This is a genomic window from Devosia sp. CAU 1758 (assembly GCF_054482695.1).
On the sequence record NZ_JBTLRJ010000003.1, the window covers coordinates 23,834 to 39,012 of the forward strand.

The window sequence follows — 15,179 nt, forward strand, 5'->3', positions numbered from 1 at the left end:
CACCGTAATCAAATCAATCCGGGCAAGGAAAGAGGGAGAAGACTATGCATATCGACAAGAGATTATCCGGACTGGCGCTGGCGCTTCTGGCCAGCACCGCTGCGTCGGCGGAGGACCTGCGCATGACCGTCTGGACCGGCAACGAGGCGCATCTGTCGATGCTCAATGCCATCGCCGAGGACTTCAAGCAGACCCATCCGGACGTGAGTGTGACGTTTGAAACCATTCCGGCTGCCGACTATGTGCAGAAGCTGACCTTCCAACTGGCTGGCGGAAATGCACCCGATCTCGGTTGGCTGGGCGAGGAGCCGGCTCCCGCTTTCGTTGACGCCGGAATGCTTGAAGATGTCGGCGAGGCTCTGCGCGCCAAAGAAGACTATGACTATGCCGACTTCTCCTCTGATGCCATGGGCCTATGGGCGGAAGGGGATGCAGTCTATGGCATTCCTTTTTCCACCTCGCCGTTCATGATCTACTTCAACAAGACCATGTTCGATGAAGCCGGCGCACAGGATCCGCTCGAGCTACATGAGAATGGCGAATGGACCTGGGAAAAGCTGCGCGAAGTCGCCCAGCAGGTTGCCGCCGCCAACGAGACCTGGGGGTTCGAGCTCAAGGACGGCGAGGGATATGACTCGCGCATCATGCATGCGCTGATGCCCCCCATTCGCGCCTATGGCGGATATGCCTGGCAGGACGGGAATTGCGGACTGGCAGAGCCGGAAGCGGTCGCAGCCGTCACGCTGCTCCACGACATGGTGTTTGAAGACAAGACCATCGTGCCGCCCGGTGAACAGGGTGACTTCTTTGCCGGCGATGCCGCCATGACCATCAACCAGATTTCGCGCGCCTCGCGACTGACGGACGCGGGATTTGAATGGGGCATCGCGCCCTTGCCTGAAGGACCTGCCGGGGAATCGCCGGTAGTCGGCCAAGCCGGGATCGTCGTCTTTGCCACCGGCAAACAGAAGGAACTCGCCACTGAGTTCCTAGCGCACATGACGAGCGCGGAAAACGTCGTCACCATGGCGCAGTTCTTCCCGCCAGCACGTCAGTCTGTGCTTGACGATGCCGTCTTTACCGATAGCAACCCGGCCATTCCTCCTGAGCAGATGGCGCATGTGAAGTCCGCTATCGAGGCAGGAACCGTGCTGCCCGCTCATGAACGCATGCCGCAGATCCTTGCAGCGATCAAGCCGCGTTCGGACGCCCTGTGGCGCGCCGATGCAGATGTCGCCAAGGCCCTCGAGGACTTGTGCTCGGCAATCCAGTCCGACCTCTAGGCCAGGAAATCCGGGTGGGACAGATGACCTTATCCACTTCAACCGGGGCGCGCCGCGAAAGCGCGCCCCTCCTGACGCTCAGGCGGCGTGAAGCCCTTGTCGCCTGGCTCTTTGTCAGCCCGACCGCAATCGGCTTCATGATCTTTTTCGTCGGGCCGCTGCTGGCGGTGGTGTTTTATGCCACCACCGAGTGGAACCTGCTTAGCCAGCGCTCCACATTTGTTGGACTGGACAATTTCGCCGATGCGCTGACGCGCAATCCCGATTTCTGGCATGTGATGGGCAATTCGACGATCTTTGCCATCGGGCTGGTGCCCATGAACATGGCACTGGCGTTGATACTTGCCGTTTCGCTGTCGCGTCCGCGTCCCGGGGTCATCTTCTTTCGTACGGTGTTCTTTGCGCCGGTGATCACATCGGCCGTCGCTTGGGCGATCGTCTGGAAATTCCTGCTGCAGGGCGAAGCGGGCGGGGTCAACCTGATGCTGGCCAATATCGGCATCGACGGACCCAACTGGCTGCGCGATCCCAACTGGGCGATGGTTTCAGTGATCGTGACCCGGGTGATCAAGATGGTCGGGCTCAACATGATCCTCTATATCGCTGCACTGCAGGCCATTCCGCGCGACTATGACGCAGCGGCCCGGCTCGAGGGCGCATCGGAATGGCAGATTTTTCGCTATGTCACCTGGCCGCTCTTGGCGCCGACCACGCTCATCATCGTGGTGCTAACCACGATCGGTTCGTTCAAGGTGTTCGACCACATCTTTCTCATGACCGGTGGCGGGCCGGAAAACGGCACGCTGGTGCTTGCCTTCTACATCTACCAGCAGGCCTTCGAGTTCTTTGAAATCGGCTACGCGTCGGCCCTGGCAATCGTGATGTTCGTCATCGTTTTGGCGCTCACCATCGTCCAGGTGATGATGCGCGGAAGGGGAGCCGCATGAGTGCCCGCAATCTGCAACACCTCAAACAGGTTCTCTGGGTCATATCGCTTGGCGTCGTTTCGGTGCCGTTTGTGTTCCCGTTCCTCTGGATGGTGGCCTCAGGCTTCAAATCGGCATCGGAAATCTTTGGCCAGCCAAGCCTCATTCCTGAGGTCTGGCACTGGCGAAACTTCGTCGAGGTGTTCGAATATCAGCCGTTCGCACGGCAGTATTTCAACTCGCTTTATATCGCAGGGCTTGTTACCGGGCTAACGCTGATCATCTCCTCGCTCGCGGGCTATGCGCTGGCGCGTCTCCGGTTTGCGGGTTCGGGGCTGTTGATGGTGGGGTTGATCTCGGCGCTGATGGTGCCCGAAGAGGTCACCATCATTCCCAACTTCTTCCTGGTTGGATGGATGGGCCTCAGCGACACTCATGTTCCCCTGGTGCTATTGCCGGTCTTTGGACCTCACGGTGTCATGGCGACCTTTCTGATGCGGCAGTTCTTTCTGGCCCTGCCAAAAGAGCTTGAAGAGGCCGGGCGGATGGACGGGCTGACCACCGTGGGTATCTGGTGGAAGATCGCGCTGCCGATGTCACGGCCGGCCCTTGCGGCGGTAGCCATCATCACTTTCCTTCATTCCTGGAACCTGTTCCTCGAGCCGTTGGTGTTCGTCAGCTCCCTCGAAATGTTCACCCTTCCGCTGGCTCTCAGCAATTTCACTGATCCCTATGGAGCCCCGCTCTGGCACCTGCAACTTGCAGCCACCTGCCTCGCCGTGCTGCCGATCCTCGGTGTCTATCTGATCGCCCAACGTCAAATCGTCGAGAGTTTTGCCATGTCGGGAGTGAAGGGATGATGCTCCGCGCAAACTTGAAAAAGAAAGCCAGATCATGACCAGTCTTTCCCTGGAAAACGTGCGCAAGACCTTTGGAAAGGTCGAAGTCATCCGCGATATCGACCTTAGCATCGAGGATGGCGAATTCATCGTGTTCGTTGGGCCCTCGGGCTGCGGCAAATCAACACTGCTGCGCATGATCGCGGGGCTCGAAGATGTCACCTCGGGCGATCTCAATATCGGCGGCCGGAAGATGAACGAGGTGCCTCCGGCGCGCCGGGGCGTTGCGATGGTGTTTCAATCCTATGCGCTCTATCCGCACCTGACGGTGCGCGAGAACATGGGCTTCGGGCTGAAGGTGCGCAAAGTGCCGGCGGCCGAAAGCGCCAAGAAGGTGGGCGAAGCGGCCGAGGTTCTCAAACTTGGCGCCTTGCTCGACCGCTACCCGCGCGAACTGTCAGGTGGCCAACGCCAGCGGGTTGCCATTGGGCGGGCTATCGTTGCGGCGCCGGAGGTGTTTCTTTTTGATGAACCGCTCTCCAATCTCGACGCCGAACTGCGGGTTCATATGCGTGCCGAGATTGCCAGCCTGCATCGCCGGCTCGGCAACACCATGATCTATGTCACTCATGACCAGATCGAGGCGATGACACTCGCTGACAGGATCGTCGTACTGCGCGACGGACGCGTTGAACAGGTCGGAACGCCGCGAGAACTCTATGAGAACCCGGCAAACACTTTCGTGGCGCAATTTATTGGCAGCCCCAAGATGAACCTCTTACCAGTCGCCATGGTCAGCGAGCGGTTGGCGACGCAGGGTCTTGTGGTATCCAAAGGTGCGCAGGTCGGCATGCGACCGGAGCATCTTCGTCTGGTTCCTCTGGATCAGGCGGTCCTGACCGGTCGATTGCTTACCTCTGAATACAGCGGCTCCGAAAGCCTACTGCACGTAGAGTTGGCCGATGGCACGATTGCGCTGGTTGTTTACCAAGCGAACGACGAACCAGAAATAGGCTCAGAGGTCGGGCTCGGCATTGACCTGGAACTGGTGCATGTTTTTGAGGCAGCGCAGTAAAATGGCGATCTCATGTTCGCTCCGCCAGTGGAAGTGCCGCGCTGCTGGCTCCTCGCGGCCCTTGAAGGTCACCTGTGAAGTTGGTGGGAAGGGCAAGGGGCTTTCAGATTCTGTCAGCAGGTAGCAGCGCCTGAAGCTGTCGCGCGATCTGAATAGCCCCGCGTTCTGTGGACACCTTCGGGGTTAGATTTGGTGTCGCCGTTTGAACTCGACGGGTGAGAGCATGCCGTTGCGGACGTGCTTGCGGGTCGGGTTGTAGAACATCTCGATGTAATCGAACACATCCTGGCGAGCTTCGTCCCGTGTCCGATAGGTCCGACGCCTGATCCGCTCGCGCTTGAGCAAATTGAAGAAGCTCTCGGCCACCGCATTGTCGTGGCAGTTGCCCGCGGCGGCTCATGGAGTGCACCAGATTGTGGTGCCGCAGGAAGCTGGCCCATTCCATGCTGGTAAACTGGGAACCCTGGTCTGAGTGGAGCAACAGCGACGGCCCCAGATTTTTCACTGCATCGGAGCCGACCTGTCGCGCTTTCATCCGCTCGGTGACAATGTAGTTGGCCTGGCTCGAAAAGCTGACCCCGGCTTCTCGGTCGAACTTTGTCGTGGCGACGGGCACAGCTGGCGATGACGTTTGGCAATTGTCGGCGAGTTGAGCGGGTCGGGGGCTTGGGGAGGATTTGGCATTGGCACCGTTGCCTCACCATCGCCAAAGGGAGCAAGTAGCTGGGCCGCTTTTTCCTCCCATGCGCTGGCCGGCAGTCTAAAGAGGCCATGGTCGAGGCCGCTCTGTCGTGCCAGCTCAGCCGCTGTCTCAAGATAATGCGCTGCCATGCCTGCTGTCAGTGCATTGCCGGCCAATCGCGCAGCCATGGGGGCTTCGGGCACCGCAATCCCCACGGCGCCGAGCTTCTCGGCGACGAAGTCGTCGTCGATGATGGGATAGCCATAACTCTGGCGCTGCAGGAGGCTATCGGCCATGTAAGCCAAGTCCTTGGCCTGTTTACGCGTCGATACAAGAGGCACCGGAACGGGCAGAATGGTGGACCGCCAGTCCTGCAGCGCCGAGCCAAGCACGGCGGACAGTTGTTGTGACGACAGCAGTTTATCCCTACGCGCAGATACGCAGATACAAAGAACGCATCGACCGCAACAGCGAGGCGTCGGCCCAGATGCAGCCCCGAATCCCTGTCGATAACGCCTAGTCTGAAGCAGATTCGGTTGACGCAAGCTGAGTCTGGAGGGCGGCCGGAATCTTGCGGCGGAAGTAGGAGGTGCGCCCCTTAAGGCCCAGAAAGGTATCGGAAGCCATGACACTCTCCGTCATGACCGGTCTCGCTGCGCAGCAGGTGCGGAGGCGATGCATCGAGATTCGCACTCGCTCCGCAGCTAAGCCCGGTGGCCAATCTGGTGGCCAAACCGGTGGGAAAATCCACGATTTGGCCGGCTAGAGCTGGCTGAAACCTGCGGAAAACCTGGAGTTTTGCGGAGAGTGTGGCTGGGGAACCTGGATTCGAACCAAGATCGACGGAGTCAGAGTCCGCTGTTCTACCATTGAACTATTCCCCAGCAAGGCCTGCTGGCTAGGCGACGCGGACGGGGCAGCAAGGCTGCGAAGCGCGGTGCGGGGTCTCATTAGACAAAGCGCGAAGAGATTGCAAGCGTCTGGCGCAGGGCGCGGTGAGGAAGTGTGGAAACCCACAAGTCAATCCAAAGGACTGGGCAGGGAATTCGGTGGCGCGAGGGTGTCTTAAAGTCCATCCTGGCTCTGGCAGGCGACCACTAGGTGCCGGCGACGTCCTCGCATGGGGCGATTCAGCACCCGGTGGATCGGCAACAATAGACGTCCGAGCATCGGCGAGGGCCAAGCCTCCGCTTCCCATCCTTTGCATTGCGCTACGGGCCCCCTTGCTCTACCGTCGTGTCCGACAACGCAACATGATGTGCGTTCGGGCGCGGCCGATTGTATCGGTCTCTTGCGACCGCGCACGAAGGAGCCTCACGTGACCGATTCTGTTCGGTCCGCCGCTGCCTCGGCCCTTGTGGACGAGGCAGGGCCTGGCGCAGCTTCCGGTACCAGCCGGGAGAAGCAGGTCGGCACAACGCCGCCCGCCCAAGCGCCGGATCAGCGGACGCCTGCCGCCCTCCATTCGCGCCGTAGCCGCGGGCCGCTCTACGCCGCGCTCGATCTGGGAACCAATAATTGTCGCCTGCTCATCGCCCGTCCGCATGAGCGGGGCTTTCGCGTACTCGACGGCTTTACCCGTATCGTGCGCCTGGGCGAGGGCGTCTCAGTCACCGGACGGTTGGGCGACGCGGCCATGGAACGCACCATGGAAGCGCTGCGCCAATGCCGTAACAAGCTGCGCGACCACCAGCCCATGCGCATGCGCCTGATCGCCACCGAGGCCTGCCGCGCCGCCGAGAACGGTCCGGCCTTTATCGAGCGCGTCCGCAATGAAATCGGTCTCGATCTCGAAATCGTCGATCGACGCACCGAGGCCGAATTGGCCGTCACCGGCTGCGCCGACCTGATCGATGGCGAGGCGCAGGGCGCGCTAATGTTCGACATTGGCGGCGGTTCGTCCGAACTGGCCTGGCTCGATTTCCGGGGCGGTCGGCCCCGCGCTCAGGGTCGTATGTCGGCCTCGATTCGCTCCTGGCAGTCGCTGCCGGTCGGTGTGGTTTCCATTGCCGAGAAATTCGGCGGTATCGACGTCACCACCCAAGTGTTCGAAGCCATGGTAGAATTCGTCGCCTCCCATTTGCGCCAGTTCCGCGGCCGCGAAAAGCTCCGTCAGATGATTGGCACCCACAAAGTGCATCTGATCGGCACCTCGGGCACGGTGACGACGCTGGCGGGCCTGCATCTGGGCCTCGAACGCTATGAGCGGCAGAAGGTGGATGGTCTCTGGATGCGCCGCGACCAGGTGGACGAGACCATGCGGGCACTGCTCGGCATGCCGTTCGAGCGCCGCGTCGCGCATCCCTGCATTGGCAGGGACCGTGCCGATCTGGTCCTGCCCGGCTGCGCCATTTTTGAAGCCATCCGCCGCGAATGGCCGACCGAGCGCGTCCGTGTCGCCGATCGTGGTCTGCGCGAAGGCATTCTGATTTCACTGATGGACGCCGACCGGACGCACAAGCGTCCCAACCGCTACCCGAGGAGGCAGGGCAATGGCCAATAGCAAGGCTCTGGGCACGGGCGGCCGCAAGTCCGACAAGGATCTCAAGATCCGGGTGAAGACCGCCAAGGGCCGCAAGGTCGCCTCGACCAAGTGGCTCGAGCGCCAGCTCAACGACCCCTATGTCGCCCGCGCCCGCTCGGAAGGCTACCGCTCCCGAGCTGCCTTCAAGATCAAGGAGATCAACGAGAAGCACAAGCTCTTCAGGAAGGGCATGCATGTCGTCGATCTGGGGGCTGCGCCTGGCGGCTGGTCCCAGGTGGCGGCCAAGGCCGTCGGGTCGACCGTCGACAATCCCTTGGTCGTTGGCATCGACTATATAGACATGGACGATATCCCCGGCGTGATCCTTCTCAAGAAGGATTTTACCGAAGATGACGCTCCCGCCATGCTGGTGGAGGCCATGGGGGGCTACAAGGCCGACGTGGTGATGAGCGACATGGCCTGGCCCACCACCGGCCATCGCCCGACCGACCATCTGCGTATCGTCCACCTGATCGAGATTGCCGCCGAATTCGCCATCGACGTGCTCAAGCCCGGTGGCTCGTTCGTCGCAAAGGTTTTCCAGGGGGGCACCGAGCACGAGTTGCTGCACATGCTCAAGCGCCACTTCACTACTACCTATCACGTCAAGCCGCCATCGAGCCGCAAGGACTCGGCCGAGGCATACCTTGTCGCGAAAGGCTTCAAGGCTTCGCCGTCGGTCCGCGCGGCGGATGAATAGCTCCTGTGGAGCTATTCAAGACAAGAAGGCCATGAGAGCTATGCTCGAATGGCGGGTGCCGTCGGTCCGCGCGGCGGATGAATAGCTCCTGTGGAGCCATTCAAGACAAGAAGGCCAGGAGAGCTATGCTCGAATGGCGGGTGCCGTCGATCCGCGAGGCGAATGAATAGCTCCAATAGAGCTATTCAAGACAAGAAGGCCAGGAGAGCTATGCTCGAATGGCGGGCGGGATGCGAGCAATTGCCTTCCTATTCTCCTCCTCCTGGAGGAAGAGGCTAGCCCTCAATGCATATGCGGCCCCCGCATTAGCTGGTGACCGGCATTGCGCGGCAGGCGCATGAACATCACCACGGCAATCGCGCTGACCGCCGACACTACGAAGAAGGCGAAATGGAAATCGGCCAGCGCCAGTTCGCCGCCACCGCGCAGCCGATGCGCCAGTTCCAGCGTGCCGCCGCCCAGTGCTACGCCCATGGCAAACATCAATTGCCCCCAGACCTGGCTGATCACATTGGCCTGTCCGGCATCCTTGTCTTCCACATCGGCAAAGACGAAGGCGTTCGAGCCGGTCCAGAAGGTTGATTGCCAGAACCCGGTAAACACCAAGATGCCCAGGATCAACGGAATGGGCGTTTCGGGCTCGTAAAAACCCATCACCGATATGCCCAGGGTCGAGACCAGGGTGGAGAACACCAGCGGATATTTGAACCCCCAGTTCTTGAATATCCAGTTGGCAACGAACTTGGCTGCAAGGGCCCCGATGGCCGCGGCAAAGGTCACCATGCCGCTCTGGAACGGTGAAAACCCAAAGCTCAGTTGCAGCATCAGCGGAAACAGGAAGGGCACCGCCCCCTGGCCAAGCCGAAAAAAGCTGCCCGCCACCACCGAGACCCGGAAGATCGGCAGGCGCAGCAGCCGCAGGTCGAGCAGCGGATATTCGGTGGAAAGGGCATGGCGCACATAGAGACAGCCCAGGCTGATACCGGCCGCTGCCGCTACCATGCCGTAGATCGGGGGCAGGGCGGGCAGGCTGATCACCGAACAGCCAAAGGCGAAGAGCGCGAAGGCCAGTCCCGCCAGCACGAACCCCTTGCCATCGATATCGCGCGGCCTGCTGCGTACCTCATTGGGCAGCGCAAGGCCCACCAGCGCCATCCCCAACAGGCCGATCGGGATATTGATGATGAATATCCAGTGCCAGGAGAAGAAGGTGGTGAGAAACCCGCCAAAGGGGGGCCCGACAATGGGGCCGATCAGGCCCGGAATGGTCAGCCAGGCCATGGCATCGACAAGTTGATGGCGCGGGGTCATCCGCACCAGCACCAGGCGCGCCACGGGCCCCATCATCGCCCCGCCCATCCCCTGAATGAACCGCGCCACCACGAATTGCGGTAGCGAGCCGGAAAGGGCGCAGCCGATGGACCCGATCATGAACACCAGCATGGCCACGCGAAACACAAGCCTTGCCCCGAAGCGGTCGGCCATCCAGCTCGAGATCGGGATGAAGATGGCCAATGCCACCAGATAGGCCGTCAACGCCAGCTTCAGCGAAATCGGATCGGTCCCAATATCGGCGGCAATGGCGGCCAGGGAGGTGGCGATCACCGTCGAATCCATGTTTTCCATGAAGATCGCGGTGGCAAGGATCAGGGGCGTGGCGCGGGACAATCTGTTCTCTTGGCGAACCCGAAGGCCCGCTTACTCCCTGGCCATGGCCGTGTGGCCTGAAACGTTGCTGCCCGCATCCCGCGGCAGGCGGAAATAAATGATGCCGGCCAGCGCGCTCAACCCGCCAACCGCAAAGAACGCAATCTGGAAATTGAGCAGCGTCAGGTGCCCGCCGGTATAGGCGGCGCTGACTTCGAGGATGCCACCGGCCACGGCAACGCCGAAGGCGACCGAAATTTGCTGCGCCACCGCCACGATTGCCGTCGCCTGGCTGGCCTCCTCGTCCGACACGTCGGCATAGCCGATGGCATTGCTGCCGGTAAAGAACATCGAGCGCAGCACTCCGCCCAGGATCAGCACCGTCATCATCACCGGCACCGAGGTTTCGGCCGTGAACAGGCCCTGCGCCGCAATAAGAAGCCCTCCAAACAGCGCGGCAAAGCCCAGCACCTGCGGGAAGCCGAAGCGCGCAAACACCCGCTCGGCGATGAACTTGCTGCCGATGGCGCCGAGCGCGGCAACGAAGGTGATGGCGCCAGACTGGAAGGGATTGAGTCCAAACCCCAGTTGCAGCATCAGCGGCAACAGGAATGGCACGGCGCCCACCCCGATGCGGAACAGCGAGCCGCCTGTGATCGAGGAGCGAAACAGCGGGTGCCGCAGCAGCCTTGGGTCCAGCAGGGGAAACTCGGTTTTGCGCGCATGCAGCAGGTAAAGCAGCGAGGCCGTCACCCCGACGGCCAGCGTCAGATACCCATAGATGATCGGCAGGGCCGGCAGGCTGACCACCGAGAGTCCAAAGACCAGGCCGGAAAACGCCATGGCGGCAATGACAAACCCGACCAGGTCCACCGGTCTGGGCGTACGTTCATCGGGCACCTGCAGATAGATGCTCGACAGGATGATCCCGGCAATCCCGATCGGGATATTGATCCAGAAAATCCAGTGCCAGCTGAGATAAGTTGTTAAAAATCCGCCGATTAGCGGCCCGGTCACCGGCGCCACCAATGCCGGCACGGTCAGCCAGGCCATGGCCGAGACCAGTTCGTTGCGCGGAGTCGAGCGCACCAGGAGGAGGCGTCCCACCGGGGTCATCATCGATGAGCCGATACCCTGGAAGAAGCGCGAGGCGACGAAGGTTTCCAGCGAATAGGAGAAGGCGCAGGCCAGCGAGCCAAGCATGAATACGACGATTGCGAGACGAAAGATGTTCTTGGCGCCGAAGCGGTCGGCCATCCAGCCGCTGATGGGAATGAAGATGGCCAGCGCCACGAAATAGGCCGTCAGCGCGAGCTTGAGCGCAATCGGCTCGGTGCCGATATCGGCCGCGATGGCAGGCAGCGATGTGGCAATGACGGTCGAGTCCATCTGTTCCATGAACAGGGCGACCGCCAGGATGAGCGGAGTAACGCGGATCACGAGGCAATGACCGGATGAATCGAAAAAACGTCGCGAATGCGGCCCGGACACTATGAGCCGGGCCCGTCACGACGCCTAGTCCCAAAATGCGAAAACTTGTATGGAAGGTGACCTTACCAGCTTGGCAGCAGGCTCTTGCACACCTTGGCCTCCGCCCTGTGTAGCAGGAACAGCTTGTCGTCGATCCCCGGCAGCAGTTCGAACGTCTCTGCTTCTTCGCCGCCGCCGCATTCGCTCTCGACGCGCATATAGCCATAGGCGTCCAGGTCCGCGAGCAGGTTGCCGGTGCCATCCAGCGCCAGCTCCATCCCGCCGCCATCGCAGTCCACGCCGCAGCGCGCGGCCCCGTCATAGACCCAGCATCCGCCCGCGGTCGTTCCCCTGCGCCCATCGCGCAGGGCCACATCGACCGCGAAATAATGCATGCCGGAATCGGCCGCGTCATATTTCTCAAAGCTCATCGAGAGGGTCATGGCGGTCACCTGCTGGTCGGGATGCGCAGCCAGGTGTTCCCCGTCATAGACCCGCTGCCAGCACGCCGCCGCCCCATCTTCGGCCGGCACGAATTCTGTCAGTTCGGCAGCCAGCACCGTTCCAGTGACCAGTGTGACAATACCTGCCAGAATCGCCTTTGCCTTCATTATCGTTTTCCCCTTGCTGGTCGATCATCCGCCATATCTGTCAGGATGCAAAGATGTCAGGATGCAAAGATTGGGTAGGGCCCATGAGAGCGATGGCCGTCACCTTTGGGTCCGAATTTTGCCCTGAGTGCGTGCCCGATTCTCCAACGCATCGGGTTGCTAACAGACGCGCTTTGCCGTCTAAAGAATGCGAGCGGTTTGGTCTCGGCTTGTTCGCGGGAGTATGTACAAGAGCTATGACACTAACGTCCTATACCTTGATGCTGATGAGCCTGGTGGCGATCGGCTGGATCAGCGTCTCAGGTAACGCGAGTGGCGCCAATATCCTGTTTGGCTTGGCCCTTGGGGTGCTCGTCATCATTCTCATGCGCGAACAGGTGCGGCCGTCGCAAGTGGGACAGACTCAACATGTCATCCGGTTGGGGCCTACCTTGGGGATGCTCTATATCTTTCTTCGGGAACTCTTGATTTCAGCGTTTCAGATTGCATTTATGATGTACAAGCCGAGCGCGCGCTGGCGCTTCCATCCGGGCATCCTGGCTGTCCGACTAGACGCTCGGACTGACGTTGAAATCAGCCTGTTTTCCATGTTGATCACTCTGATCCCCGGCACGGTGGCTGTCGACGTCTCCAAAGACAGGAAGCTTCTCTATATGCATGTCCTGGATGCGAGTGATCGTGAGGATATGCAAACCGAAGATCTGCGGCGAGGGAAGCTGCGGGAGTATGTCAAGTCCTCCTTCGAGGCAAAGGTGATTTCGGCCATAGGTGTGAGGTAGCCCGATGCTTGATCTTGTAACGCCTCGGGGCGTGGCCATGTTGTCCATGATCCTGGTTATTTTGGCGGCGCTGATCGACATATACCAGATTGTCGCGTCCAAGCGGCTTGCCGACCGGATATGGGCCATCGATACATTTGGCATTGTGGCCATCTGCTTCATCTGCACCTATTCGGTGCTGACCGGTCAGTTTCTCTATCTTGATATTGCGATTGGCGTGGCACTCGTCTCATTCTTGGCGACTGTGGCCTACGCCCGCTACCTCCACCTGCGCGGCAGGACCGCGGCGGCTGAGGGAGCAGACGATGTTTGACGCTTTTTTCGAATGGCTTCCCGCAATTGTGCTCCTGATCGGCGCATGGCTGATCTTCTCGGCGTCGCTTGGACTTTTGCGGCTCCCCGACTTTTATTCACGCCTGCACGTGACAACCAAGGCGGGCACGGTTGGCGTAGGCTTTGTCCTGCTGTCGGCCATGATTTCGTCCGGCGATGGCGGGGTGATCTGGAAGTCCCTCCTGATCGTGCTGCTGGTCGCCATCACTTCGCCCTTGGCTGCGCATCTGCTCAGCAAGGCCGCCTACTTGACCGGGGTACCCCTGGGCGACGATGCAATTACCGATCAGAGTGAGGTCCTCGTGATTGACGAGGCCGCCGCGCCGCCGGCGGATAAGGGGTCACCTTCGCGGCGCAACGCCGAAAGCTACTAGGCCGCGCCGTGGTTCATCGCTCTGACAAGGAATAATCGACCGAGCGCGTGCAACACATTGATCGCCACGATAGAGAAGAAACATACCACCAGCAGGTCGGATCGGGCGATTGCGATGACAAGCACCGATGATGTCGCGGTAATACCGCTTTGCTGGGCTAGGGCCAGGTAAATTTTGTCTGGGTTAGACAGGTCGTTATAGATCAGTAGCGATACCAATGCCTGGGCGGCAAAGGCCAACCCACCAACCGCCAGCCCGGTCAGGACCTCTGACGCAGTATAGTGGACGCCAAGCGTCGCCGCCATGCCGATGACCGCGCCACAAATGATTAGCAGTATCGGGCCCGCCTTGAACGTCTCGAACGGATAGTGATTGCGCGACATGAAGCCGGCAATGGCGGCAACAAAGGCTTGGCCGAAGGAGATTGAAACGGCGACTGCCACAGCGTCCATTGCCCGAGACCGCGGGGTGCCCGGGCGTATGGCGTCATTGGCGCTGAAATAGACCAGGCAGAACAGGCAGGACAGTGCGAAGAACAGGATTGGTTGTGCGAAGCCGCTGTGTTCAATACTGCTCGCCCCTGACACGATCGCGCTTGCGCCAACGACAATCGTAATGATGGCGACGCCATCAATGACCGCCCAGTTTTTTAACAGGACAATCGTACCTGCGCTGATGCCGGGGATGGAATCCGCCCTGTCATTTATGCTGCTGGCGACTGGGTCGATTTGGGTGACCAGGGCCGCGCACATGGCTAGCATAGGGTCCCGGGTAGCGGTAAAAACCACCGCTGCGAGCAGCGAAGCCTTGACGCCCGCTGCTACGAGGAGGCGCCCGATATAGCTTGGCACATTCTTCCCGATGGACGATCCATCAACACTGTTCGTGTTGATGAATAGACCCAAGCTTAGCAGTGCCGTGCTTATGTAAGAAAACACACCCAAGCCAATCGCTGCCGAAAGGCTGGACGGAAAAAACAGAAAAGCTAGGGCTGCGGGAGCAGCCAGCAAGGCGAAGCGGGTCAGTATGCCAAAAATCTCGGGCATTTGTCACGCGCCGGATTTGCTTTGGCGAATCTGCATCAGTTCTTCATATATGTTCTGGATTTGGGCATAGGCACGCCCATTCTCCATTGCGCGCTGACTGACCGTTACAGCGAACATATAATGCCTCTCATCGCCCGTTCCGGCGGATTTACTATCGTCATTAAAGGCGTAGAAAAAAGCGCCGCCCTCTTCGACGTCGAGCGCGATGCGGTTGAGTGAGCCTTGCCCTATCTCTTTGGCACCGCGGTCCAGGGCATCGAAAAAGCGGTTGGCGTCCTTGGCGATTTGCGTCCACCGAGCAACGTAGCGATCAATCGCGCCGACACCGGTTTCACTCAGATACACCTTGAGCCGGTCCTGTACCTTGGGATTGACGAACCTATCGCCAGTGCCGTCGTAGTAGTAGATGAAATCCAGTTCACTGCCCGGCCGGGCCGCGTGGAAAGTCAGTGCCGTCGCAACGATAGCTGTATTGCTCCACTCGTCGCGCCGCCCTTGCGCTTCCTTGATGAGGGAATCGATAGGGTCGAGGAACATCCGAGCAAAGACAATCAAAATCGTGGCTACCAAGCCGGCTGCGACCATATCTGGCAGTATTTCGCCCACATAAAATGAAACCACATCGTCGATTGTGCCATCATAGACTAGCGCCGACGGCCTATATCGGAATAGATAAAGCGCCAAAATCGCCAGTATAGTTGCTACGGCGAGTATGCCTGCAGCTATTCTAGCCTTGGCGACGGACGACGTTAATTGCTGTGAATCATTTTCCATAAATTATCCCCCGCTAATACCAGAGAACAATAGCCACTGAATTTTTGGCTTGGCAATGCGAACTTGCCTTGCCAAGGCGTCATCCGCCGGCCCCCTAGGCAAAGCCCAGCTTGGGT

At 60.1% G+C, this 15,179-nt stretch carries 15 protein-coding genes, 1 tRNA gene and 1 pseudogene; 9 read left to right on the plus strand and 8 right to left on the minus strand.

The window, feature by feature from the left end; translation table 11 throughout:
- Positions 1 to 44: 44 nt before the first annotated feature.
- The 4 genes from ACXYMS_RS10215 to ACXYMS_RS10230 are packed head-to-tail and all read left to right on the plus strand — an operon-like array spanning position 45 to position 4,123.
- Entirely contained in the window at positions 45 to 1,283 is a 1,239-nt protein-coding gene (locus ACXYMS_RS10215; protein WP_458906008.1) for an ABC transporter substrate-binding protein, read from the plus strand.
- 23 nt (positions 1,284 to 1,306) lie between these two features.
- The gene (locus ACXYMS_RS10220) at positions 1,307 to 2,230 is read left to right on the plus strand and encodes a carbohydrate ABC transporter permease (RefSeq protein WP_458906010.1); all 924 of its coding nucleotides are present in this window, start codon (positions 1,307 to 1,309) and stop codon (positions 2,228 to 2,230) included.
- Complete coding sequence (locus ACXYMS_RS10225) at positions 2,227 to 3,069, plus strand: carbohydrate ABC transporter permease (protein WP_458906012.1); 843 nt, start codon at positions 2,227 to 2,229, stop codon at positions 3,067 to 3,069. Before ACXYMS_RS10220 ends, ACXYMS_RS10225 begins: the two co-directional genes overlap by 4 nt.
- Positions 3,070 to 3,103: 34 nt before the next feature.
- Positions 3,104 to 4,123: an ABC transporter ATP-binding protein gene (locus ACXYMS_RS10230; RefSeq protein ID WP_458906014.1), complete on the plus strand. Its 1,020-nt coding sequence runs from the start codon at positions 3,104 to 3,106 to the stop codon at positions 4,121 to 4,123.
- 183 nt (positions 4,124 to 4,306) lie between these two features.
- Here the strand turns inward: ACXYMS_RS10230 and ACXYMS_RS10235 are convergent.
- The 3 genes and pseudogenes from ACXYMS_RS10235 to ACXYMS_RS10245 all read right to left on the minus strand — a co-directional run.
- Positions 4,307 to 4,607, minus strand: a pseudogene (locus ACXYMS_RS10235) (IS3 family transposase); the annotation flags it as partial.
- A gap of 47 nt (positions 4,608 to 4,654) precedes the next feature.
- Positions 4,655 to 5,101 (minus strand): hypothetical protein, encoded by a 447-nt coding sequence (locus ACXYMS_RS10240; RefSeq protein ID WP_458906016.1) that lies wholly within the window; start codon positions 5,099 to 5,101, stop codon positions 4,655 to 4,657.
- 514 nt (positions 5,102 to 5,615) lie between these two features.
- Positions 5,616 to 5,689, minus strand: a tRNA-Gln gene (locus ACXYMS_RS10245).
- Positions 5,690 to 6,123: 434 nt separating this feature from the next.
- Between ACXYMS_RS10245 and ACXYMS_RS10250 the strand changes: the two genes are divergently transcribed.
- Positions 6,124 to 7,308 (plus strand): Ppx/GppA phosphatase family protein, encoded by a 1,185-nt coding sequence (locus ACXYMS_RS10250; protein WP_458906018.1) that lies wholly within the window; start codon positions 6,124 to 6,126, stop codon positions 7,306 to 7,308.
- Complete coding sequence (locus ACXYMS_RS10255) at positions 7,298 to 8,029, plus strand: RlmE family RNA methyltransferase (protein ID WP_458906020.1); 732 nt, start codon at positions 7,298 to 7,300, stop codon at positions 8,027 to 8,029. The genes ACXYMS_RS10250 and ACXYMS_RS10255 overlap by 11 nt, the downstream gene beginning before the upstream one ends.
- 282 nt (positions 8,030 to 8,311) lie before the next feature.
- Here the strand turns inward: ACXYMS_RS10255 and ACXYMS_RS10260 are convergent, their stop codons facing one another.
- The 3 genes from ACXYMS_RS10260 to ACXYMS_RS10270 form a co-directional block, all read right to left on the minus strand.
- Entirely contained in the window at positions 8,312 to 9,697 is a 1,386-nt protein-coding gene (locus ACXYMS_RS10260) for an MFS transporter (RefSeq protein WP_458906022.1), read from the minus strand.
- Between the two features lie 30 nt (positions 9,698 to 9,727).
- The gene (locus tag ACXYMS_RS10265) at positions 9,728 to 11,116 is read right to left on the minus strand and encodes an MFS transporter (protein ID WP_458906024.1); all 1,389 of its coding nucleotides are present in this window, start codon (positions 11,114 to 11,116) and stop codon (positions 9,728 to 9,730) included.
- Positions 11,117 to 11,229: 113 nt separating this feature from the next.
- Positions 11,230 to 11,757, minus strand: coding sequence for a hypothetical protein (locus ACXYMS_RS10270; protein ID WP_458906026.1), 528 nt, complete (start codon positions 11,755 to 11,757; stop codon positions 11,230 to 11,232).
- A 236-nt stretch (positions 11,758 to 11,993) separates the two neighbouring features.
- On the opposite strand from ACXYMS_RS10270, the gene ACXYMS_RS10275 reads away from it, so the two are divergent.
- From ACXYMS_RS10275 to mnhG, 3 genes are read left to right on the plus strand one after another with little or no spacing between them, the layout of a single operon-like run.
- A complete protein-coding gene (locus ACXYMS_RS10275) occupies positions 11,994 to 12,536 on the plus strand; it encodes a Na+/H+ antiporter subunit E (RefSeq protein ID WP_458906028.1) in 543 nt (180 codons plus the stop codon).
- 4 nt (positions 12,537 to 12,540) lie between these two features.
- A complete protein-coding gene (locus ACXYMS_RS10280) occupies positions 12,541 to 12,849 on the plus strand; it encodes a monovalent cation/H+ antiporter complex subunit F (protein WP_458906030.1) in 309 nt (102 codons plus the stop codon).
- Positions 12,842 to 13,243 carry a monovalent cation/H(+) antiporter subunit G gene (mnhG, locus tag ACXYMS_RS10285; protein ID WP_458906032.1) on the plus strand — a complete coding sequence of 134 codons (402 nt, stop codon included), beginning with the start codon at positions 12,842 to 12,844 and terminating at the stop codon, positions 13,241 to 13,243. Before ACXYMS_RS10280 ends, mnhG begins: the two co-directional genes overlap by 8 nt.
- Here the strand turns inward: mnhG and ACXYMS_RS10290 are convergent.
- Positions 13,240 to 14,289: a hypothetical protein gene (locus ACXYMS_RS10290; protein WP_458906034.1), complete on the minus strand. Its 1,050-nt coding sequence runs from the start codon at positions 14,287 to 14,289 to the stop codon at positions 13,240 to 13,242. The two genes, mnhG and ACXYMS_RS10290, sit on opposite strands and share 4 nt — an antisense overlap.
- A gap of 3 nt (positions 14,290 to 14,292) precedes the next feature.
- Positions 14,293 to 15,063 (minus strand): hypothetical protein, encoded by a 771-nt coding sequence (locus tag ACXYMS_RS10295; RefSeq protein WP_458906036.1) that lies wholly within the window; start codon positions 15,061 to 15,063, stop codon positions 14,293 to 14,295.
- Positions 15,064 to 15,179 lie beyond the last annotated feature (116 nt).

Excerpts from the sequence above, each read along its gene's own strand:
- ACXYMS_RS10280 (WP_458906030.1), top strand. The coding sequence starts at position 12,541 with ATGCTTGATCTTGTAACGCCTCGGGGCGTGGCCATGTTGTCCATGATC.
- ACXYMS_RS10220 (WP_458906010.1), top strand. The coding sequence starts at position 1,307 with ATGACCTTATCCACTTCAACCGGGGCGCGCCGCGAAAGCGCGCCCCTC.
- ACXYMS_RS10255 (WP_458906020.1), top strand. The coding sequence starts at position 7,298 with ATGGCCAATAGCAAGGCTCTGGGCACGGGCGGCCGCAAGTCCGACAAG.
- ACXYMS_RS10290 (WP_458906034.1), bottom strand. The coding sequence starts at position 14,289 with ATGCCCGAGATTTTTGGCATACTGACCCGCTTCGCCTTGCTGGCTGCT.
- ACXYMS_RS10295 (WP_458906036.1), bottom strand. The coding sequence starts at position 15,063 with ATGGAAAATGATTCACAGCAATTAACGTCGTCCGTCGCCAAGGCTAGA.
- mnhG (WP_458906032.1), top strand. The coding sequence starts at position 12,842 with ATGTTTGACGCTTTTTTCGAATGGCTTCCCGCAATTGTGCTCCTGATC.
- ACXYMS_RS10215 (WP_458906008.1), top strand. The coding sequence starts at position 45 with ATGCATATCGACAAGAGATTATCCGGACTGGCGCTGGCGCTTCTGGCC.
- ACXYMS_RS10270 (WP_458906026.1), bottom strand. The coding sequence starts at position 11,757 with ATGAAGGCAAAGGCGATTCTGGCAGGTATTGTCACACTGGTCACTGGA.
- ACXYMS_RS10230 (WP_458906014.1), top strand. The coding sequence starts at position 3,104 with ATGACCAGTCTTTCCCTGGAAAACGTGCGCAAGACCTTTGGAAAGGTC.
- ACXYMS_RS10240 (WP_458906016.1), bottom strand. The coding sequence starts at position 5,101 with ATGGCCGATAGCCTCCTGCAGCGCCAGAGTTATGGCTATCCCATCATC.
- ACXYMS_RS10225 (WP_458906012.1), top strand. The coding sequence starts at position 2,227 with ATGAGTGCCCGCAATCTGCAACACCTCAAACAGGTTCTCTGGGTCATA.
- ACXYMS_RS10275 (WP_458906028.1), top strand. The coding sequence starts at position 11,994 with ATGACACTAACGTCCTATACCTTGATGCTGATGAGCCTGGTGGCGATC.